General features: G+C 37.6%; 15 protein-coding genes. 3 read left to right on the top strand and 12 right to left on the bottom strand.

The window, feature by feature from the left end:
- Positions 1 to 48: 48 nt before the first annotated feature.
- Genes AB3I72_RS02705 through AB3I72_RS02690 form a run of 4 tightly spaced genes read right to left on the bottom strand, consistent with a single transcriptional unit; the run spans position 49 to position 4,701 of the window.
- Complete coding sequence (locus AB3I72_RS02705) at positions 49 to 1,326, bottom strand: sugar ABC transporter substrate-binding protein (protein ID WP_002356838.1); 1,278 nt, start codon at positions 1,324 to 1,326, stop codon at positions 49 to 51.
- Positions 1,327 to 1,376: 50 nt separating this feature from the next.
- Positions 1,377 to 2,519, bottom strand: a complete 1,143-nt coding sequence (locus AB3I72_RS02700; RefSeq protein ID WP_368023531.1) for a glycoside hydrolase family 88 protein — start codon at positions 2,517 to 2,519, stop codon at positions 1,377 to 1,379.
- A gap of 15 nt (positions 2,520 to 2,534) precedes the next feature.
- A complete protein-coding gene (locus AB3I72_RS02695; RefSeq protein WP_086280135.1) occupies positions 2,535 to 4,334 on the bottom strand; it encodes a DUF2264 domain-containing protein in 1,800 nt (599 codons plus the stop codon).
- On the bottom strand, positions 4,315 to 4,701 hold the full coding sequence (locus AB3I72_RS02690) for a hypothetical protein (RefSeq protein WP_002397171.1): 387 nt from the start codon (positions 4,699 to 4,701) through the stop codon (positions 4,315 to 4,317). Before AB3I72_RS02690 ends, AB3I72_RS02695 begins: the two co-directional genes overlap by 20 nt.
- 175 nt (positions 4,702 to 4,876) lie before the next feature.
- On the opposite strand from AB3I72_RS02690, the gene AB3I72_RS02685 reads away from it, so the two are divergent.
- The gene (locus AB3I72_RS02685) at positions 4,877 to 5,938 is read left to right on the top strand and encodes a LacI family DNA-binding transcriptional regulator (RefSeq protein WP_086280134.1); all 1,062 of its coding nucleotides are present in this window, start codon (positions 4,877 to 4,879) and stop codon (positions 5,936 to 5,938) included.
- Positions 5,939 to 5,978: 40 nt separating this feature from the next.
- Here the strand turns inward: AB3I72_RS02685 and AB3I72_RS02680 are convergent, their stop codons facing one another.
- Together AB3I72_RS02680 and lepA are read right to left on the bottom strand one after the other, a co-directional pair.
- Complete coding sequence (locus AB3I72_RS02680) at positions 5,979 to 6,812, bottom strand: hypothetical protein (RefSeq protein WP_002369000.1); 834 nt, start codon at positions 6,810 to 6,812, stop codon at positions 5,979 to 5,981.
- 278 nt (positions 6,813 to 7,090) lie between these two features.
- Positions 7,091 to 8,929 (bottom strand): translation elongation factor 4, encoded by a 1,839-nt coding sequence (gene lepA, locus AB3I72_RS02675; RefSeq protein WP_002362887.1) that lies wholly within the window; start codon positions 8,927 to 8,929, stop codon positions 7,091 to 7,093.
- Between the two features lie 246 nt (positions 8,930 to 9,175).
- Between lepA and AB3I72_RS02670 the strand changes: the two genes are divergently transcribed.
- Together AB3I72_RS02670 and AB3I72_RS02665 are read left to right on the top strand one after the other, a co-directional pair.
- Entirely contained in the window at positions 9,176 to 10,396 is a 1,221-nt protein-coding gene (locus tag AB3I72_RS02670; protein WP_002356813.1) for an enhanced intracellular survival protein Eis, read from the top strand.
- Positions 10,397 to 10,419: 23 nt separating this feature from the next.
- Positions 10,420 to 10,902 carry a nucleoside 2-deoxyribosyltransferase gene (locus AB3I72_RS02665; RefSeq protein ID WP_061101277.1) on the top strand — a complete coding sequence of 161 codons (483 nt, stop codon included), beginning with the start codon at positions 10,420 to 10,422 and terminating at the stop codon, positions 10,900 to 10,902.
- 33 nt (positions 10,903 to 10,935) lie between these two features.
- Here the strand turns inward: AB3I72_RS02665 and clpB are convergent, their stop codons facing one another.
- The 6 genes from clpB to purK all read right to left on the bottom strand — a co-directional run bounded on the left by clpB (position 10,936) and on the right by purK (position 23,208).
- Positions 10,936 to 13,542 carry an ATP-dependent chaperone ClpB gene (gene clpB, locus AB3I72_RS02660; RefSeq protein WP_002356811.1) on the bottom strand — a complete coding sequence of 869 codons (2,607 nt, stop codon included), beginning with the start codon at positions 13,540 to 13,542 and terminating at the stop codon, positions 10,936 to 10,938.
- 272 nt (positions 13,543 to 13,814) lie between these two features.
- Entirely contained in the window at positions 13,815 to 14,186 is a 372-nt protein-coding gene (locus tag AB3I72_RS02655; RefSeq protein ID WP_368023529.1) for a DoxX family protein, read from the bottom strand.
- 439 nt (positions 14,187 to 14,625) lie between these two features.
- Entirely contained in the window at positions 14,626 to 19,275 is a 4,650-nt protein-coding gene (locus tag AB3I72_RS02650) for an InlB B-repeat-containing protein (protein WP_368023528.1), read from the bottom strand.
- Between the two features lie 30 nt (positions 19,276 to 19,305).
- The gene (locus tag AB3I72_RS02645) at positions 19,306 to 20,367 is read right to left on the bottom strand and encodes a DUF916 and DUF3324 domain-containing protein (protein WP_368023527.1); all 1,062 of its coding nucleotides are present in this window, start codon (positions 20,365 to 20,367) and stop codon (positions 19,306 to 19,308) included.
- Positions 20,368 to 20,754: 387 nt separating this feature from the next.
- The gene (gene purB / locus AB3I72_RS02640; protein WP_368023526.1) at positions 20,755 to 22,050 is read right to left on the bottom strand and encodes an adenylosuccinate lyase; all 1,296 of its coding nucleotides are present in this window, start codon (positions 22,048 to 22,050) and stop codon (positions 20,755 to 20,757) included.
- Positions 22,051 to 22,092: 42 nt separating this feature from the next.
- Positions 22,093 to 23,208: a 5-(carboxyamino)imidazole ribonucleotide synthase gene (gene purK / locus AB3I72_RS02635; protein WP_002382795.1), complete on the bottom strand. Its 1,116-nt coding sequence runs from the start codon at positions 23,206 to 23,208 to the stop codon at positions 22,093 to 22,095.
- Positions 23,209 to 23,278: the final 70 nt, after the last annotated feature.

The raw sequence follows: 23,278 nt of genomic DNA, 5'->3' as shown, positions 1-23,278 counted from the left end.
CAGCTTATTTTTTTCATCAATCTTTTGTGTTTTTGCAGGAAATAATAGTTAGTCTATCTCTGCTTTGACACGTTTTTCCATGTTAGCAATACCATCTTTTGGTTTTTCGTCGCCGACCATAATTAAATCATGTTCTTCTTGTAATACTTTATCAATTGCGGCACCGTTTTTATCAGATGGGAATTCTAAATTAATTGTATCTGGGTTGAAGGCTTTTTGTGAGACTTCATCTGAAGGCATTCCTTTTCTTGCAAAGTAGATTTTGTCAATTTCATCTGTTTTATAAGAAGGAACCACCCCTACTTCTGCTAAAAGTTTTGCACCTTCTTTACCTGAAGCAAAGTCTAAGAATTTTTGAGCAGCTTTTTGTTTTTTACTGTTTTTATTAATTGCAAAACTTGTCGGTGAGCCAAAGGTAGTTGCTTTGCCTTTTTCTTGTTGTGGTATTTCGGCAATCCCCCATTCGACATTTGTTTTGCCATCATCAATGTTGGTTAATAAAGTCCCCATGTACCAGCTACCCATGTACATCATCGCCGCTTTTGAATTTTCAAATTGTGATTGATACGTTACTTTTGTTGATTTTGCTGTTCCAAAATCCATTTGTGATTGATCTTTTTGCATTCTCAATGCGCGATCATAATAAGTTTCCATATAATTGTATTTCGGTTCAATCAAATTGGCATTATTTTGAGCAGCAGCAATCGCTTGAACGGTTGAGCGCCAAGTATGTTGATAGGCACCATATACTTGTTCTTCTGGTTTAGATAATTTTTTCGCTAACGCTTCATATTCATCCCAAGTTAAGTTATCGGGATAGGCAATTCCGGCTTCATCAAACATTTTTTTATTGTAATACAATACCCAGAAATCTGTACGGTAAGGCTGAGCATAGGTTTTACCATCGATTTCATACATCTCGTAACTTGCTTTGGCAGGTGCGATATCTAAATCTTTAACGTGATCGGTTAAATCCACCAATTGATTGCGTAGCGCGTAATTAGAATATGAAAGTAAGTTTTTCATGGTTAAAATATCCGTCGTATCTCCTGATGAAAGCATCGTTGTTACTTTTGTGTCATAATCATCTGAAGCAATGTCCACCGGTTCAATAGTGATATCAGGATTTTCCGCTTCAAAAGCTCTGAATAATTTCTCAAATTCTGGGGTCGTGTCATAATTCCAAGTAGTTACTGTTAATTTTGTTTTGCCATCTTCACTCTTTTCAGTTGCTTTCTTTTCACTTGAACCACCACATGCTGTTAAAGTTACTGCCGCCACCGCTAACAACGCTGCCGCTGTTAAGCCTTTTTTCCAAAATTTCATTTGTACTACCTCCGCTATTTATTATTTTTTTAGGAGTTTTCCTCCATGAATTACCAAAAAGAATACCAGCTTTTCGCTAAACGAGTTAGCGCTTCCAAATAAAAGTAGTCGCCCCAAATCATGCATTCGTCGACTCCTGTATTTGTTTTTTTATCATAGACACCATGAAGCAATAGGCCGTTCGACTCTGGTCGTAAAACCGTTGTATACTTTTCCGCTAATGCTTGTAATAGTTCTAGCGCAACCTTTTCATAATAGCCATGTTTTTCATCATTTAATGGAAGCTGACGAGATAATTCTAGTAAGCCACATGCAGCAATTGCAGCAGATGAGCTATCACGTTCTTCTTCACTCCCTTCATTGAAAATTAAATCCCAGTAACAGATTTTGTCCTCTGGTAATTCTTGAATAAAGTAATCAGCAACATTTTTTGCTGTTTCCAGAAAACTACTATCTCCTGTATATAAATAACTTAACGTAAAGCCGTAAATTCCCCAGGCTTGGCCGCGAGCCCAACAAGAATCATCTGAATATCCTTGCTGTGTCTTCCCGTACAAGGCTTCGCCTGTTTCCGTATCAAAATAATACGTATGGAACGTAGTGTGATTTTCTCGCACAATATATTTTTGTGTTTGTTTCGCATGATTGTAGGCAGCTTCATAATACTCTTGCTTGCCAGTCATTTTTGCTGCAAAGTATAATAATGGTAAGTTCATTAAACAATCAATAATCATTCTACCTCGTTGCTCTGGATCGTCTAAATTCCCCCAAGCTTGAATAATCTTGGCTTTTGGTGAATAACGTTTCATTAATAAGTCCGCAGCTTGCAAGGCCATTTCTTTTGAGGCCTCATGACCATTGACTTGATAATCGGCAATGGCTGTTAAAATATACAAAAAGCCTATATCATGTGTTTCCAGCTCAATTTGTTCATCCAAGCGATGTTGAAAAGAAGCCATCTGTGTGGTAATCACTTCATCGAACTCTGTTGAATTTGTTAATTCCTTTGCTAAAAATAACATTCCTGGCCAAAAGCTGGCCGTCCAGTCAATATTTTCTTCAGGATAATAAATTTGATTTAAACTTGCCGCGGGCGGAACTAATTCTTTAAATATCTCTAAATTTCCTCGAACTTTGTTTAAAGCAAAACTGATTTGCTTCGGCAACCACTCAATCTGTCCATTTTCTGTCATTGTGTATTTCTCCCCCTAATTCCCCAAAATTACAACTTTTTCTTCAACTAAAAGCTGATTTTCTTTTAACCTAACTTTAACTGGCTCAATTTGTTCATTCGGTAGTACGCCTGTCACCAATGAAATTAAAAGATGTTTCCCTTTCGACAAGTTTGCTTTCAAATATGGCAACTCCGTTAACGGATAAAGTAAATTTGTATTCGGTTCTGTTCGAATAATCGCAGCTTCAGAAAAGCCGTTGATATTTTCTACTTTTGACACACCTTTTGCATTTTTTACCTCAGCCATTTGATCAGAAACGCAAGTGACCTTTTCATCGAAGAGCGGGATTGAGAAGCCGCCTTCATAAGCCACTAATGCACGTTGTGTCTCAATTTCGTGAATCCGTAAATGTTGGCCTTCTAAGGGTACAATTGTCGTTTTGATTGCTACATCGGACCAAGGATGCCATTGATGAATGATACGATCATCAAGAATTTCGTACTGATCATCTAATCCTTTCGTGCGGAAATAATGGTCGTCTTCAGCTAAAGCCAAGCAATTATCATAAGCACCTTCGTAATACCAATAATCACTCTTTATAGTACTGAAACCAAAATGAGAAGAATAAACAAATTTACTATATTTATCATGCGCATGAGCTTGATAATTAATAAATTGTCCCGCTGGAAACATTAAACCATGTGTCCCTGAATCGTTTACTTGATAGTAGTTCCGACTTTCTGGTGAAGGTAAGTGTTTTTCTGGAAAACTAATAGGCTGTGTTTCTGCTTGCCAATAAGGATGATCTTTTGGAATCGCTAACAAAATAAACGTTTTAAAGGCCCAATAAGGTGAACCAGGACCATTATAGCCTTCGGCAAAGACCATATTTTGATAATCATAACCTACCGACAATAATCCATCTGTTGTAAAAATATCTTTGTTCATCCATTGATGAAGATGTCGGCTGATTAGACCTTTGATCTCACCCCACGGCAATGCTTCAACATCTGCAAAAACTAAGGCACTAAAAAATGACACTTGAGCAAAACGATACGTTAAGCTACGTCCGAAGGGAATCGCTTCTCCTGGCTGAGTAAACCAATATTTAAACTCTTGCGCGAACAAAGTTGCTCGTTCCTTCATAATAGCCACTCTTGCGGTATCTTCCGGGGCAAAACGACAATACAATAAACTATAATAATGAATAGCGAAAGAAACATAATAATCAACTTGTGTCTCGACTCCGTCATAATACCAACCATTACCGACATAAAAACGATCAATTACAGCCAAATCAACAGCAATCTGTTCTTTTGAATACGGCATTTCACAATGTTTCATCGCTAAATTCAGCAACACTCTAAAGAAATGCCAATTATTTGGCGGAATAATGTTTTCATTGGCTTGTATCAGCCAACTGTGTAAATTATTTTGCTGTTCTTTTGTTAATTGGTCCCACGTTTTTTCTTTGTTTAACAAAAGAAATGTACTTAATGCTGCCATCTCAACAATCAATTGATCATAATCTTTTGTTTTTCCCCAATAAGATGAACTCTCAGGATCGGTTCCTTCGATAATTCCCGTTAGAAAGTCATTCAAATACTCACTTTCATTTTGCGTTACATAAGGACCTAGTCCCCATAATGGTCGTAAAAATGCCTCCGCATCACGTGTCCCTTTAGAATAAACCGTTCCGTGTGTCCCTAAATCCAGATGACCTTGATACTCTCGATCAAAAAACAATTCCAGTGGCGCTAATAAATCTTCAAATCCTTCTGCAACTTCTTCGTATGTTTCAAAAGGATTCTGTCTAATTCGTGGCTGAATCATGATTCTCCTCACTTTCAATTAATATCCCTTTCAAAAAGCCGTAATATTCTCCGTAAACTGTCACTTCGTCACCAATCTTCAATTTTTTCTTTTGCTCATTAAAAACTTGATATTTACTAGAACCACTTTTCAAAATAAAACGATCACCTTTTTTTATTAAACTGGAACGACTGTCGCTCTCAACAATCTCCCCTTTCAAAGAAATATATTCATTTAAACGAACGTCACCATTTTGTAATTCTGTTTCTGAATAAGACTGTGCCGTTTCCTTTAGATTTTGAAGAGATTCTTCATCAAATTCTTTTTCACCGGATTTACAACCTGTTAAAGCAAGTAAAATTAGTAAAAAAAGTGAAAATCTTTTCACTAAACCACCTTCTCCATCGAATTAAAGCGCTTTCTTCGACTTTATAGTATATTTTTTTAGTCAAAAAATCAATAGTTTTTGCTAAAAAAAAGTAAAAAAAGCTTTTTCTTGCTTTTTTTTACTAAAAAGAAATATACTATATGCTATAATAGTACTTGAGAAGGAGGCATTTAGAATGGCAACTATCACAGATATCGCAAAAGTCGCGAATGTTTCAATTTCAACTGTATCGCGAGTTCTGAACTATGATCCAAACTTATCCGTTACAGAGGAAACCAAGCGAAAAATTTTTGAAGCAGCAGAAACCCTGAATTATACGAAATATAAAACTAAAAATAAAAACAAACAGCAGGAGCAACTGACACCTAACCTTTCCGTACAAACAGCTCCGCAAGAGCCTTCGATTGCCGTCGTTCAGTGGCGTTCAGATGACGAAGAACTAACGGATATTTACTATATGTCGATTCGTTTAGGCGCTGAAAAACGGGCCGAAGAGTTAGGTTACAATATTCTAAAAGTTTCTCAATTGGAACAACATAACCTTCAAGGGATTGATGGCATTTTGGCAATTGGTAAATTCACTCAAAAGACGTTACAAGAGTTGCAGCAACTGCATCCAAACCTTTGTGTAATTGGCAGTAATTTCCCATTGGAAGAATTTGATTCTGTAAATACTGATTTTTACCAAGCAACCGAGATTGCCTTAACCCATCTTTTGGAATTGGGCCACGAAAAAATTGCCTTTATTGGTGCCGAAGAAAGTAAAAATATGTATGGTTTCCGTCGTTATAAAACGCCGACAACCAACGCTTATCTTGACATTATGCAGCATTATCACTTGTTTAACGAAGATTATTTTATCTTAAAAGAAAATGGCATGTTGGATGTCAAAACGGGGGAACAATTGACAGAAGAAGCGTTAGAGAAATGGGGAAATGATTTACCTACTGCGATTCTTGCTTATAATGACGCCTTTGCAATCGGTGTGATACATACGTTAGCCGCACACGGTATAAAGGTTCCTGAAGAAATTAGTGTCATGGGGATCAATGATATCTCTATTTCTCAATATGTCTCACCACCGCTATCCTCTGTCCATGCCTTTACTGAAGAAATGGGCGAGACAGGCATTAATTTATTGCACAAACGAATTCAAATGCCTAGCATTCCTCGTAGAGTCCTGTTAAACACAGAATTGGTTGTCCGCCAATCGACAACTAGCCCACGCCAGAAATAAAAAATAAGGACCGCTCCTATAAAGGAACCGTCCTTATTTTTTATTTGTTTTGACCAAATAATTCAATTTGTGTTAATGCTGGAAATGGTGATGGTTCATCTGCTTGAATTAACTCTGTTAGTATCACCCACTCCGCTGCCCGTTTCGCAAAGGTAAAGCTCTGGCGTTGCTCAGTCTTAACAGTTTTAAAAACTTCATGTGTACCGTCGGAAAATTTTAAAGTCACTTGTTGCCAATAATTATCATGGGGAAAGTCCGCTCGTAATGTTAAGATCACTTTATCCAACAAGACTTCACGCCCAAATTCAATTTTTAATGCGGCATCTAATTGCTGATTAATCCCCCATGATTGATAAGGATACGGCCCATGATAAAGATTAGCGAAGGTACCGTCAATTGCATTGCAAGCAAAAAAAGTGGCATCATTTCGCGTTTCCACATTGGCAGATGCATGAGGATACGCACCAGTAAAATGTTGTAAATCATGTGGATTTAACGCCCAATTACGATAACTCTTAATTTCTTCTTTCGTGGCAATACGCACACTTATATAAGGTTTCTTGGTTTCAAAACGATACGCTGCTCGCGCTTCGATAGCGTTTTCATTTTTTATGATTGGAAACGTCCATTTTTGTTCTGGAACATAAATTAAACTGCTATCAAGCGTAGCATCTAACTTCACCATTAAATAAGTATTGGGCGTATCTAAACAAACTTGAATCACATCGCCGTCTTGTAATTGACAATCCCGAGCAGCTAAACAAACAAAATCTTTTCCTGTAATAGTTAACTCTTTCAAAGAATCTGAATCATCTATCTTAGCTTTTCTAACTTCTTGTTCTTGATTTAAAATCGATAATGAAATACACGTCATATGCTTCCCTCCTAGTTTTACCTTTATTATATATTATTTTAGTAAATTAATCTATTTTTTACTAAAATAATAGCTGATTAAAGAATAAATGTTTAGATCAAAAAAATAAAAAGGCTTTTCTTAAAAGTCTTCTTTTGTTCAAACTGATTATCTTAAGAGTTAAAAAGTGGGACATAAGTTGAGCCGACCCCCAAAAGTTAGATTTCTAGGTCTAACTTTTTGGAGTCGGCTCAAGTCGAAATGACTAATGTCCCACTTTCAATAAAAAAAGAATAAATTTATGATTTTTTCTGATCATCTTCATCCATCTTCAGAACCGCCATAAAGGCTTCTTGAGGAACTTCCACGGACCCAATTTGTTTCATCCGTTTCTTCCCTTCTTTTTGTTTCTCTAACAATTTACGTTTACGAGAAACATCGCCACCATAGCATTTAGCCAGTACGTTTTTGCGTAAGGCTTTAATATCTGAACGAGCCACAATTTTTTGACCAATCGCCGCTTGAACTGGGACTTCAAACTGTTGACGTGGAATTAGTTTTTTCAGTTTCTCAACAATCGCTTTACCACGCTCAAATGCGAAATCTCGGTGAACAATAAAGCTTAACGCATCCACTTTTTCAGCATTTAATAGAATATCCATTTTCACTAGACGGCTGGTACGATAGCCAGCCATTTCGTAATCTAAGGATGCATAGCCTTTTGTACTTGATTTCAATTTATCGAAAAAGTCAAACACGATTTCAGATAACGGAATTTCATAAACTACGTTTACACGATAATCATCTAAGTAATCCATTGTAATGAATTCGCCACGTTTACGTTGTGATAATTCCATTACTGCTCCTACATAATCGTTTGGCACCATGATTTGCGCTTTAACATAAGGTTCTTCCACAGATTCAATCGTTACTGGTTCTGGAAATTCAGCTGGGTTGTCAACAACAACGGTTGTTCCGTCTGTTTTATTAACGTGATAGATTACAGACGGTGCTGTTGTAATTAACTCTAAATTAAATTCTCGTTCCAAACGTTCCTGAACAACATCCATGTGCAGCAAACCTAAGAAACCACAACGGAAACCAAACCCTAAGGCTTGCGATGTTTCCGGTTCAAATTGTAACGCCGCATCATTTAATTGTAATTTTTCTAATGCTTCCCGTAAATCATTGTAGCGCGACGTATCAATTGGATATAAGCCACAATACACCATTGGATTCATTTTACGATAGCCTGGTAGTGCTTCTGCTGCTGGATTGTCGGCTAAAGTCACTGTATCCCCGACCCGTGTATCTTGAACCGTTTTAATGCTAGCGGTGATATAGCCCACATCGCCAACCATTAAATAATCACGAGCAATTGGTTTCGGTGAAAAAACGCCGACTTCTGTTACATCAAACGTTTTACCGTTACTCATCATTTGGATTTTATCCCCAGGACGAACGACACCGTCAATTACACGGATGTTTAAAACGACCCCTCGATAGCTATCGTAAATAGAGTCAAAAATCAAAGCCTTTAAAGGAGCCTCAATATCGCCTGATGGAGCTGGTACATACTCCACCACTTGTTCTAAAATATCTTCAATCCCAATCCCTGCTTTTGCACTTGCTAAAACAGCTTCCGATGCATCAATTCCAATTACGTCTTCAATCTCTGTCCGAACACGCTCTGGATCAGCGGCGGGTAAATCAATTTTATTAATAACAGGTAAAATTTCTAAGTCATTATCCAATGCCAAATAGACATTTGCTAGCGTTTGCGCTTCAATTCCTTGCGCCGCATCAACAACTAGAACAGCCCCTTCACAAGCTGCCAAGCTACGAGAAACTTCGTAGGTGAAATCGACGTGCCCTGGTGTGTCAATCAAATGGAAAGTATAGGTTTCACCATCTTTGGCTGTATAGTTTAATTCAATTGCGTTTAATTTGATGGTAATGCCGCGTTCTCTCTCTAAATCCATTGAATCAAGTAATTGATCTTGCATTTCTCGACTGCTAACTGTATTTGTTTTTTCCAAAATCCGGTCGGCTAAAGTTGACTTCCCATGGTCAATGTGGGCAATGATCGAGAAATTACGAATTTTCTCTTGTCTTGCTTTCATTTCTTTATTGTTCATTTTTTGCCTCATTTCTTTTAAGAAAAGCTAGCTCCCTGCTAGCTTCATCAATCAATTGTTATATTTTAGTTGCCTTTTTTATCAAATTATCATGTTTAAAGGTCTAGGATAATCAGCACTTTTCATTATACCAATTTTTGAAGAAGATTTAAAGCACTTCCCTTTTATTCTTTTGGTTTCGAAAGGCTAACAGAGTTTCGAAAAATTTGGTATACTAAAAACAGTAAATTTATTGGAGATGGAAAAATGGATGAACAAGAATTTCGAAAGCAACTGACCTTAAAGCCTGTTGAGGAAGAACACATTGATCAATTTAATGAACTTCTTTCCTATGTTTTTCAAGTGACTGAAGCAGATATTGAAGAAAGTGGTTTTGAAAACAAACGCGCATTTATCAAATCAAAACAACCGATTTTAGAACTTTCAAAAGTATTTGGCTGGTTTCACGAAAATCAATTAATTTCACAAATTGCTATCTATCCATGCGAAGTCAATATCCATGGTGCTTTGTATAAAATGGGCGGCGTTACTGGTGTCGGTACCTATCCTGAATATGCCAACCACGGTTTAATGAAAGACTTGATTCAAACAGCATTAGAAGAAATGCGCCAAGATAAACAGTGGATTTCTTATCTTTTCCCTTACAACATTCCTTATTATCGACGTAAAGGTTGGGAAATCATGTCCGACAAGTTATCTTTTAAAATTCGGGATACGCAATTACCAAAAACTGTTCCCGTTCCAGGAATGATTGAACGGTTAGCTGTCGATCACCCAGATGTCTTTGATGTCTATGCGCGATTCGCTCGTCAAAATCACGGCGCGCTCATTCGTAGTGCCTTCAACTGGGAAGAATATTGGCGTTTCGAAAACGAGGAAGAACGGACTGCTGCTGTCTATTATGGTGCCAATCAAGAACCTTTAGGAGTACTTTTCTATTGGGTGGCCGATGAGGTATTTCATATTAAGGAAATGTTTTACTTGAACCAAGAAGCCCGAAATGGCTTGTGGAATTTTATTACTGCGCATTTTTCGATGGTTTATTGGGTCAAGGGCGATATCTATAAAAACGAACCATTAGCTTTTCTTTTAGAAGATAGCCAAATTAAAGAAAGCATTGAGCCCTATTATATGGCTCGAATTGTCGATGTCAAAGCCTTTTTAGAAAACTTTCCTTTTGAAAGTACGGCTAAGCCCTTCCATTTTGTCGTTAAAGATCCTGTCGCTGAGTGGAACAATGGTATTTTTGGCTTAATTTGGGATGAAAATGATCAAGTAACCATTACGGATGAACCTCTAGGCACCGCCGTTCACTTAGATATTCAAACACTAACTTGTTTAGTCATGAATTACCGACGCCCTTCGTACTTACATCGAATTGAGCGCATTGATACAGATAAAGAAACTTTAAATTCTTTGGAACGGATTTTTCCTGACCAAGAAGCTTATTTCAGTGATTATTTCTAAAACCTTGGATTGGAGACAGACAAATGACAAAAATTTATTTTGCAGGACCTTTATTTTCGCAAGCTGACTTACGTTATAATGCCTATTTAGTCGAACAAATTCGACAATTGGATAAAACAATCGATCTTTATTTACCACAAGAAAATGCGGCGATTAACGACAAATCTGCTTATGCCGATAGTAAAATGATTGCCTTAGCAGATACAGAAAAGGTCCTTGCTAGCGATTTATTGGTTGCTTTATTAGACGGTCCAACCATTGATGCGGGCGTAGCTTCCGAAATTGGTGTTGCTTATGCCAAAGGAATCCCAGTGGTTGCCCTTTACACAGACAGCCGCCAACAAGGTGCTGATAATCACCAAAAGCTTGATGCTTTGAACGAAATCGCTGAAAATCAATTCCATTATTTAAACCTTTACACAGTTGGTTTGATTAAATTGAATGGTCGGGTTGTTTCTTCAGAAGAGGATTTGTTGGAAGAAATTAAGCAACGATTGTCATACTAAAAAAAGAACGAGCGAATTCGCTCGTTCTTTTTTTTACACTTCTTCTATTGGTTCATTTTCAAAAACTAATTGATTGTCTAATAGACTAATCGTGACTTTTGTTTTTGGCATTACTCGTCCAGAAACAATTTCTTTTGCTAATGGTGTTTCGACTTCACGAGTAATGAAACGTTTTAACGGACGAGCTCCATAAGCTGGCTCATACCCATTTTCAGCAATCCATGTTTTAGCTTCATCAGTGATTTCCAACACAATTTCTTGTTGCTCTAAACGATGAGCAAGTTGTGCGGTCATTTTACCAATGATTCCTTTCACATTATCCAAGCTTAATGGTGTGAATAAAATGGTATCATCAATTCTGTTTAAGAACTCTGGTTTAAAGTGTCCTTTTAGAATATTCATGACTTGATTTTCAACTTCTTCGGGAATTGTTCCTTCAGGTGTCACACCTTCCAGTAAAAGCTGAGAACCGATGTTGCTTGTCATAATTAAAACTGTATTTTTAAAATCAACGACCCGACCTTTAGAATCTGTCAAACGACCATCATCTAAAACTTGTAATAAGATATTAAAGACATCTGGGTGCGCTTTTTCAATTTCGTCTAATAAGACAATTGTATAAGGGTTTCGACGAACAGCTTCTGTTAACTGGCCACCTTCTTCATAACCAACATAGCCTGGAGGGGCACCAACCAAACGAGACACGGCATGTTTTTCCATGTATTCACTCATGTCAATCCGTACCATATGATCTTCAGAATCAAACAAATCTTCAGCTAAAGCTTTAGCAAGTTCTGTTTTACCAACACCAGTTGGTCCTAAGAAAAGGAACGAACCAAGTGGGCGATTTGGATCTTGTAAGCCTGCTCTTGAACGAATCACCGCATCACTAACAGCATCCACGGCTTCATCTTGACCAATCACACGTTTGTGTAATGTTTCATTCAGTTTCATTAATTTTTCTCGTTCGCCTTCAACTAATTTTGTCACAGGAATGCCGGTTAAACGACCGACCACTTGCGCAATTTCGTTTTCAGTAACCGATTCTTGTACCATTTTGACGTTATCTTTAGCGTTCTTTTCTTCCAATTCTTTCAATTCATGTTCTAATTGCGGAATTGTTCCATGACGCAAAACAGCAGCACGTTCTAAATCATAATTATTTTCAGCATCTTCTAATTCGTGTTTTGCTTTATCAATCTCTGCACGTTTGTTGGAAACCGCATTAACTTCTTCTTTTTCCGTTTCCCATTGCATTTTCATTGAGTTGGCTTCTTCACGCAAATCTGCTAATTCTTCTTGCAAGTTGGCTAACCGTTTTTTACTTGCATCATCCGATTCTTTTTTCAAGGCCGCTTCTTCAATTTCTAGTTGCATTAACCGACGTGTTACTTGATCGAGCTCTGTTGGCATCGAATTCATTTCCACTCGAATCGTTGCGCTTGCTTCATCGACTAAGTCAATCGCTTTATCTGGTAAGAAACGATCAGTAATATAGCGATCGGATAAAGTAGCAGCAGCAACTAAAGCATTGTCATGAATATTCACGCCGTGGTGAATTTCAAATCGTTCTTTTAAGCCACGCAAAATAGAAATTGTATCTTCTACTGTTGGTTCTTTGACTAATACTTTTTGGAAACGACGTTCTAAGGCTTTATCTTTTTCCATATATTGGCGATATTCATCAAGCGTTGTGGCACCGATTAAATGCAATTCACCACGTGCTAGCATCGGTTTTAATAAATTCCCGGCGTCCATACTGCCTTCAGTTTTACCAGCTCCGACGATATTATGAATTTCATCAATGAATAAAATGATTTTGCCATCACTTTTTTTCACTTCTTTTAAAACAGCTTTTAACCGTTCTTCAAATTCGCCACGGAATTTTGCTCCCGCAATTAAGGCACCCATATCTAAAGAAAAAATGGTTTTATCTTTTAAATTTTCGGGAACATCTTTACGAACGATTCGTTGTGCTAATCCTTCAACAATCGCTGTTTTACCAACACCTGGTTCACCAATTAAGACTGGATTATTTTTAGTTTTTCTTGATAAAATCCGAATAACGTCACGAATTTCTTCGTCACGACCAATGATTGGATCTTGTTTTCCTGCTTTTACTTGTTGTACTAAGTCAACACCGTATTTTTCTAGTGCTTTATATTGTTCTTCCTGGTTTTGAGAAGTCACACGATCTCCTCCTCTCATCTCTTCAATATTTTTTCTTAACTCTTTTTCTGTAATGCCTTGTTGCATTAAATATTTTGTTAAACGATAATTTTTCAATTTCATTAAAGCTAAAAGTACAATTTCGGTTGATAAAAATTCATCTTGGAATTCTTCTCGAAGTGAATCAGCTTCTTGCAATAAATGGAACAAATTTTGACTTAAATTTTGACCATATTGCACATTACCGCCTGCCACACTTGGATATTCATCTAACGCGTTATCTACTTCTCGTTCAAATGCGTCAACATCTAAACCCGCATCTGTGTAAAAATTACGCCCAAAATGGTTTGGTTGAAGAAAAATTTTCCATAAATGTGCGATATCAATTTCTTGATGTTGCCGTGTCACCGCAACTTTTTGAGCTTCAGCAATCGCCTCTTGTAGCGTTGTTGTCATTTTTTCAATATTCATAAACGATCCCTCCCGTTTATTGTTTTGTCTTTTTTTATTTTAACATTCTTTACAATTATTATTATCCGACTTTTGATGGATTTCTTCAAAAGTTAAGGTATTTGTAAACCTTATAAATTTATTATACCCTATTGGTCAGTAAAGGTCAATAACAAAATTGACCTTTTTTGACCTTCCGGATAAAAAAAGCCCTAAAACAGCTAACTATCACTGTTTTAGGGCTTTTTTCGCAATCACAACTAGTTTGACCAACTCTTTATTGCTTTGATTTATTAAAAATAAAGTTTTAACGTAAGATACTTTTTATCGGCATGGCTAATCAAAATAGCCAAACTGGTTATTGCTAAAAATAATTCGTACTCATAACCACTAAAACCACTTGCCAAACCAAAAGAAAAAATAGCTCCGACTAAAACTGCTATGAATCCTACTGATACCAATGGAATTAAAAAGCCAATAATCATAAATAATCCGCCAATTAATTCAATTGCTGCTACACCATAAACAAAAAGACTTGGCAAACCAATACTAGCAAAAAACGCTAAAGTACCTTCCAATGACGTTACTTTCATCACTCCATGAATTAGCATCGTCACCCCTAGCCAAATTCTAATCACTTGAATGCCTCGTTGTTGTTTATCCATACTTCTCCTCCTTTGTTTGCATTTAATAGTTAATGTAACTATCGAAGTTACATTATAAAGGATAAATCGAAAAAAGTATAGAAAAAAGAGCGTGGGACAAAAATCACTTTGGATTTTTGCTCCACGCTCAAAAACTGATAAACGGCGGGAACAGAACCAACTCCTTCGGAAATAAGCCGAAATTCTCCAAAAATTAAAGAGCACCGGGTAGGTATCATGCAACATCAACTCGTACCTCGTTGTGTTTTATGACAATTTTCGGAAATTCCTTCTTATTGCTGAGAAACACTATTTGCAAAGCAAATAGATGTTGAACAGTACCTACTTGGTTCTCGGAGCTAAACGGTTCTTTCCCGACCTCTTTTTAATATTCCTGTAAAACTTAGAAGCGTTTTTTCTTAATACAATTAACTTTCCTTCTAAGTAAATCATACTAAGATTAGACTACATCGTCCAATGACCAAGTTACTGTCGATTGATATACTTTTGATATTTCTCCTACATTTGCAGGCACAGTTAATTTTATCTCTTCAAAAGGAAAATATAGTTGCCAAGTTCCACTTCCTTGTGCTCCAGTTGCTGTGATTATTGATTGAGCTGTAGCACCCGATCGAAAAGCTTGAGACCCTAACGTCGGTCCATTGGTAAAACCAGTCGTTACTGATTCCTCAGCTGTATTAGCATATTGAACTTTTTGAAGTTGAGTGTTCGCAAAGTTCAAGGCAATTCCTTCTCCTTGTGGTAAAGATTTACCAGTTTTATCTTTAAATTCAGATAAACTAACGTTTAATTTCCAACCTGTACTAGTTGGTCGATTATCTTCTAGACGTAACATAAAACCAGCTTGTTGTAATTCGGGACTTCCGACATAGCTTGCTGAATTTAGTCCATAACTTTTTGCCATTGGCGAAATCGTTTGTTTGCCAAAATCAAACGTACTTGGCGTTCCCATCAATACAGGTCGTTGGCCACTCCATTTCGCATATAAAGTTACAGTCCCATTGTTAGTAGCAGTTAATGTCGAAATTATTTGTTTATCCGTATAGACAACTGCACTTGTCCGTGTCTTCGACCAACCAAGGAACGTATTACTCTCTTTTGTAAAGGTGTTGGCTGGTAATGGCTTGCCTGTTCCATAAATAAAACTAGCGTTAGGCATGGTACCAGTTCCCCCATTCGCATCAAACTTTACGGTATAAGCGTTCCCCTTCCAAACAGCATAATAGGTCCTAGCTGAAGCATAATTAACGAGAGGGTTTGTTGTAATATCTGGTGTTGTGGCACTGGCTGTTGTCGCCCAACCTTGGAAAGTGTAACCGGTTCTGGTTGGCTTCACAACCGTGCTTAAATTAACTACTGTTCCAAAAGTATAGGCTTTAGCAGCCGTACCACCCGAGCCCCCATTGGCATTAAAAGTCACATTCACTGAGATTGGTTTCCAAATAGCTTGCAGAGTTATTTTTGTGGTAGTCGACGTAGACGTAAAGCTAATCGTTGCACCCGGTTGATATTTTTTGGTTGGTGTTGCAACATCTTGCCATTCCACAAAAGTATAACCACTAAGCGTTGGTTTGGCTGTTGGAATGACAATTTTGCCGGCATCATTTACATCTAACTGGATCGTTTGCGGAGAAGGTAAGTCTTTCACTCCACTTCCAGGAACTATAATACTCGGTAAATTTTGTTCATACGCTACTTGAGCAAACTCTGTACTAAAGGTAATTTTATCACTGACTGCTGCTAAAGTTGCTCCTGCTTTAGCTTCTTTAGCAGAATATTGAAATTGGTTAATGGCTTTTTGATTATCTGCATCTGGCACTAAAAAATTCATAATCGCATCTAAGGTCCCACCTGGTTTGATTGTCGTTGCGCCAAAATCGACATAGATTGCTGTGATTAAAGCTGAATTAGCGGGTTTAGTTGTAGTGAAACCTAAACTGGTTAGTTTAGTGGCATTCCACGCTTGTAAATCGTTGTTAGTATAACTAGGCAATTGTGAGATAGGCTTTGTTGTATAGTAAATTTTGGCTGTCCCATTATTACTGGTCAAGTTTGTAAACCCGATGCTGCCTGTTGAACCACGACCATCACTAGAAGAAGGCAAAATATTATACAAGCGAACGCTAGTGAAGTTTGTATTTCCAGAATTTTTAATGACCGTTTGCATTTGCGGGGTGCCTTTGCGGTCTACCGCAAAGATATTCGTATTTGACCAAGCTTGCGTCGCGGAACCACGAGCATTAGTAGCACTGTCTAACTTAGAAGAATCCACGACAGAAAAGCCGATATTAGAAGTAGTTGAGTTGATTACGTAGCTATTTTCGTTCGTGTTGTCTAAACCGATTTTTTTAGCTTCTGCAGCATCTAGCTGAGCGAGTACACCATGAAAGAAATCAGTTGGTTTAGGGCTACTATAGGCGATATAAGGAATTTGATAGCTTCCAGAAGCAGCTGAACTATCCACTACAAATTCTAAAGGAATTCGAAAAACACTAGCCTTTCCCCTTACTTTAGATTTATAAGCTGTGCTGGACGTCTTAAACCGATAATAATTGTAAGTTGTGTCATTCATAGCTAAGGTTTCAACGGTCACCGAAGCTGGATAGGTAACTTGGTTACCCTCATCAATAAAATCTTTTTTCGTGGTTGATTTTAAGCGTAACTGTTTGGGAACTTTAATTGTAATAATAGGATTCTCCCAATCCCCCAAAGAAGTATCTGTATAGTAGCCATAATTACTCCCGACTATTTCATAGTTAATCGTGTCCCCAGGCAGTTTATTTTCCCTATTAACACTGTTAAAGCTAACACCAGTACTTAAAGATACGCCGTTATTATAATACACTACATTATTGTTTAATTTAAGCTCTGTAGGAGTCCCTGTTGCATCTTGATACTGCATCGTGGCTCCAAAGGTGATTTGATTAGTTTTCTTAGAAAGCGCTGTCCCATCTGGCCACTTCCCAGTCGGCCAACTTTTAATGCCATATTCAAGAATCATTCCGTTCCCTGGAGGTAACGAATTGGCGGTTGTGCCATCGGTTCCCATAGGAATAATATCAATAGTTGAAATATACTCATTGGTTGCTAAAGTCGGCAAAGCTGGCCTAAAGTTGCCAGTCTTAGCCGGTGTACTGCTCCAAACAGAACGACTCGTTCCAGTTATGGCATTTTTAATATGATACAAAGGCCGATAATAGGAGGGGGCACTCACTCCATCAGTAACACCATAAATATATAAATCAGTGAAGTTTCCTTTAGCTGAGTCTGCAGTTAATTCTTGTAATTTGTATGTCACTCCTTGAATTGGTTTAGCGCCAGTATTCTTAATAGTAGCATAGCGGCTAAATGAACCATAGCCAAAAGTGGAAAAAGTTCCAGCTGTCGCTAAACCGTCTAAGTTATTAACTGTGTTAGTAGAAGTGTTAAAAGTTGAATGATATCCTGTTCCTGACAATTGAAAATCTGGTCGAGAACGCTTTGTATAACTTTTCGTAGTGGTAAGTGTATTTATTTTTCCATTCAGGAATTTTACTTTCATTCCAAAATTAACAGAAAAAGTACTCCCTTCTCCATACGTTTTATTCAAAGTAACCCTTGTGTCAAGATAGGATAAATCAACTCGAGCTGCTGGGTTTTCTAAAATATTTGGTGAGAGAGTTACTAATTTCTGAAAGTACCGAGTAAAACCTGCTGGCACACTAGGATCTTGTGCATTTGTAACCCCTGTTTTTAATAACGCATTAGCTAAGCTTCCCTTAAATGTAGCTCCTGTGGGAATATCAACATACACTTGATGATTATAACTAGGGTCTAAATTAGCTCTAGCTAAATAATTAAACCGATAAGAGTTTGTCACAATAATATCACCGTCAAAATAACTGTCGTCACTAGGAACTGCGTAACCAGAATATACATATGAAGCACTAGAACTAGCCACATCAGTTTTTACGGTTTTATTTGCCGCTGAACTTGCTATTTGTGTCCCTGTATTATCAAATACCTTTGCTTGGAGATTATTCCATACGATTTGTTCAGGTGGGATTTTAGCATCATAGACATTATTAAATTTAAAACGTAAATTAATCGTCTCTAAAGTTGTCTTGGTTTCTTTCAAGCGAATAATTAATTTTTTATTGGTTGTATCATTTACATACGAAGCCACAATCGAGTTGGCGCTAGGTGCACTAGGTGTCACCAACGAAAAAATCGGTGTCGTATTATCAAAGTCTTTAAAAACTGGGTCGCTTTTACTTGGATAAAAGCCATAAGGAAGCTCAATCGAAGTACCAGTGAGGCCTGCTTGGTCGATGGAAACTGGTAAAGAAATAGTTAAGTAATCTGGTGCTGTTCCTGTTGCGGGATCAGTATACGTGCGATAAGTGGTTGGAGCAGTCAAACCGACCGTAATCCCATTCGCTTTGGCGGCAATGTTTTTAGACTTAACGACGGGGTGGCTTTTTTCATTTTCCTTCGTTTGCTTCTGCTCACTACTCTTCTGGGTCTCTTGTGGCACTACTACTTGCTCTTTCGCAATCGTCACGTCTAAATTATTAGCCAACGTTTCTTGGTTTTTATCTTTGACTGACAAGGTAAAGGTTCCTACTTTTGTTGTCGTTAACAGCAAGTAACTTTCCCCCAACTGGGCAAAGTCTCTTAAAATCAAGCTATGTTGTTCTTGATTATAAGAACCGTGCTCCTGTAATTGTTGGTTTTTTTGCGGATTGTATTGAATTTCCTGAGGCAATTGGATTTCCGCCCAAGTTGCATTGCTAATTATTTTTAGATAAAAATCCGATCCGGCAGTTACTTGACGTTCTGGTTCTTGTTGTGACCAACTAAAAGAAACAGTTTCTACTTCTTTCGTTGCTTCAGTTGCTTGAGTTTTTTCAGTTGAAGAATCGGTTGTTTCAGTTGTCTCTATCGTTTGCTTGGACGGTTCTGATAGCTTAGGTAATGAATCTTCAATAATTTGTTGCATTTCACTCGTTACTGTTGTTGACTCAGTCCCCTCAGCTAAGCCATTAATTGGTAAAATCATCGTGCCTAATAATATGACACAGATTAGATGAGTCATTTTCTTGTTCATAACCAACACCTGCTTTTCCTTTTTATTTCTTTATTTTGTTCTACTCTTTTTAAGATAAAAATAAATACTAATTACAACGAGGACTATTGCACTACTCCCCACTAACAAAAACGGTTGCCTTTTTGCTGAAGGTGTATTCGTCGACCATTGTTTTATTTGCGTTTGTGTAATTGTAAAATCTTTTCGCCACTGCCATTCGCGATTACCAGCGCTTAATTGGCTGTGAATAGTATAAGTTCCCGCTGGCAGGACAACTTCATTCAATGGCAGATCCATAGCTAATAGCGAATTAGGTGCCACTGTCACATCTGCTTGTACTTTTTTTAGTAATTCTTTTGTCTGACCTTTTTTGGTTAACCAGTTGGTAATGGTCGCTCCTTTCATAACTTTTGGTTGCTGGTTTTGGTATGTTACTTGAACCACAGGTTGACCAGCACTGATTGTTGTACTAACTTTTTTTAGTTGTAATTCTGCTCCTTCATCAAATGGTTGTTTATCTTCTGTCAGCATGACGGAAATAGTATAAGCATAAGTTGATGTAAACTGATTACTTGTTAATGATTCATCCTCTAATTGTTTAATAAACCGTAATGCGCCTAATTTAACTCCAGAGAATGGCTCTTTGGGTGTTTTGATTTCATAATTCACTATTTTTTCTTCAAAGTTTTTTACAGTGACCGTAGCTTCCTTATTTTGCAAATGAACAATTTGTGTGATGGAATTCGTCAAACTAGAATCTAGTTTGGGGCTCGTCTGCGTATAATCAATCTGTCCATCCGTTCCGTTCACTGCATCATGAATACTTAAAGCGACAGTTACGGGCTCTTTTTGCAAACTTCTGATTTTCACTTGAATAATCTGCTGACTACTTGGCTGAACGCCTAAATAAAAATAAGTTTGGTTCTTATCTAGCTGATTATCTGGTATCACACTTTCAACTGTGAAACCCGCCAGTGGCTGTGGCTCTGGTTGTTGGGCTAAAGCAACTTCGAAGCGTAAAAAGATTAGATAACAGCTAACTACAAAACAGAGATAACCGAATATTTTTATTCCATTCCCTGTCGTTTTATTTGGGACTTGTGACAATTTCATTACAATCAACTTTCCCCCATTCTTTTAATACTTATCGTTAATAGACTAATTATAGCTGAAGACACACAAAAAAAAATTTTGAATTTTTAAACCCATAATTAAAAAATGGCATCTTCTTATCCCATAAGGGTTTGATGACGCTTTCCACCTATGAAAATGCCTAAATTTCATCTTTTTTTGAAAATATCTCCTTTAGAATCTAAGGAACAACCAAACAAATAGCGAGCAAACGTCAAAAGGTATGAGTCACTCATTTACCTTTTGACGTTTGCTCGCTAAAATTTAATATCTTTTCTTCCAATTGTTACTAAACAATTTCCAATGTTTTTTCTGAAAAAGAAGAAAGCACTCAGGAAGAAACTGGTGTTTTTTCCTGAACGCTCTTTTTTATCCTAAACCAACACGTTCAAAAATCGTGTCAACATTTTTTAAATGATAATGGTAATCAAAAGCATCATCTAGCTCTTCTTTTGATAAGACAGAAGTAATTTTTTCATCCGCATCTAACAACGGACGGAACGCCGTTTGATGATCCCATGCGTAAGCTGTTTTTGGTTGGACCAAATCATACGCTTCTTCACGTGTCATGCCATGGTCAATCAATTTTAATAAGACACGTTGGCTGTAAATTAGTCCGTAGGTCGCATCCATGTTACGTTTCATATTTTCTGGGAAGACCGTTAAGTTTTTGACAATATTACCAAAACGATTCAACATGTAATTTAGTAAAATCGTCGTATCGGGAATAATAATCCGTTCAGCAGACGAGTGAGAAATATCTCGTTCATGCCATAAACTCACATTTTCAAAGGCAGTAATGACATGACCACGAATCACACGTGCCAAACCAGTCATATTTTCAGAACCAATTGGATTCCGTTTATGCGGCATTGCCGAAGATCCTTTTTGTCCTTTTGCAAAAAATTCTTCTACTTCACGTGTTTCTGATTTTTGTAGACCACGAATTTCTGTCGCAAATTTTTCAATACTTGTCGCAATTAATGCCATGGCAGAAACATATTCTGCATGTAAATCACGTGGTAAAACTTGTGTCGAAATCTCTTGAGCACGGATTCCCAAATGTTCGCAAACATATTCTTCAACAAATGGTGAAATATTGGCAAAGGTACCCACGGCTCCACTGATTTTACCTGCTTCGACACCTTTGGCTGCATGTTCAAAACGTTCAATATTGCGTTTCATTTCAGAATACCACAACGCTAATTTCAAACCAAATGTAGTCGGTTCTGCATGAACGCCATGCGTTCTTCCCATCATGACCGTATGTTTATACTCTTTGGCTTTGGCTCCGACAATCTCCGTAAATGTTTGTAAATCTTTCCGTAAAATATCATTCGCCTGTTTCAATAGATAACCATAGGCAGTATCCACAACATCTGTGCTGGTTAACCCATAGTGCACCCATTTTCGCTCTTCACCAAGCGTTTCTGAAACGGCACGGGTAAAAGCGACAACATCATGACGTGTTTCTGCTTCAATTTCTAAAATACGTGTAACATCAAATGATGCATTTTCTCGGATTTTTTGTACATCTTCTTTAGGAATTTCGCCAAGTTCTGCCCAAGCTTCATCCGCCAAAATTTCAACTTCTAGCCATGCCTTGTAACGGTTCTCATCTGTCCAAATTGCGCCCATTTCGGGTCTTGTATAACGATCAATCATTGTGCCTTATCCCCTCTTTACTCCTCAATTTTTGAAAAATAATTACGACCAAATCTTTGTTTCTTTAATTTCTTCCAGTGTTTCATCGATTTCTTTGGTTAATATAGTAATATGCCCCATCGCTCGTTGCGCTTTTGCTTCACTGTGCCCATAATAGTGGAAATGCCAATCTGGATGTTCATTAATAATGTCCATCGTTTCATAGGCTTCATTCCCAAGCACATTGACCGTAACCGCTTCTGACAACAGTTGAATCGTTGGCATTGGCCAATTACATAAGCCACGAATATGCGTATCATATTGGCTAAAAGAACAAGCATCTATTGAAAAATTCCCAGCATCTTCTGGACGAGGTAAAATTTTATTTACATAAATCCCGCCTGTTTCTGTATAAAACATTTCAATTGAAAGGGTGCCGACTAAACCAACAGCTTTAGCAATCACCTTAGCAATTCGTTGCAACTCGCCACTGACTTCGTCATCAATTCGGGCTGGTGCAATCGTTTCATGTAGCTTACGCTCTTTTTTAATTGTTTCCACAACTGGAAATGTCGCAAATTCGCCACGACCATTACCAGAAATCAGAACAGATAATTCTTTTTCGTAAGGAATCCAAGCTTCCAAAACACAGGTTCCTTCTCTTAGAAGATTCATGGATGGCGCTAAGTCCGAAGTACTATGTAGTACATAACGACCTTCCCCTCGCGTGTTCTTCAAGATACACGGGTAGCCAATGCCATCAATTGCTTCTTGAATATCAGTCGGACTAACAATCGTTGCATAAGGGGCAATCACAATATTATTATCTTCCAAGAAACTTTTTTCCATTAAACGATCTTGCGTAATTGCTAAAATGTCTGTTCCTTGCGGTATATTCGCCAAATGTTGAATCGCTGTTAACGCATCAACATCTGCATGTTCAAATTCATACGTAATCACTTGGGCACGTTTTGCCAATTTCTCTAACGCTTCAGGATCATTATACGCTCCTAATAATTGCCAATCGGCAACTTGTGCAGCAGGACAATCAATTTGTGGATCTAGCACACCCACTCGAAACCCCATTTCTCTTGCACTAAGGGCCATCATTTTTGCTAAATGTCCGCCACCAATGATACCAATCACTTGACCAGGTAATAGTGGTTTATCCAAGTTCATCACAACTTTCCATCACAGTTTTATCCTTAAAATCCTTCTGCGGTTTCTCGTCGCAGTCTAGCCTTTAAGA

This window comes from Enterococcus sp. GC34 (assembly GCF_040886645.1).
GTDB classification, from domain to species: domain Bacteria; phylum Bacillota; class Bacilli; order Lactobacillales; family Enterococcaceae; genus Enterococcus; species Enterococcus faecalis.
The sequence above is the reverse complement of the archived record's forward strand: the minus strand, read 5'-3'. Positions and strand labels throughout refer to the sequence as shown.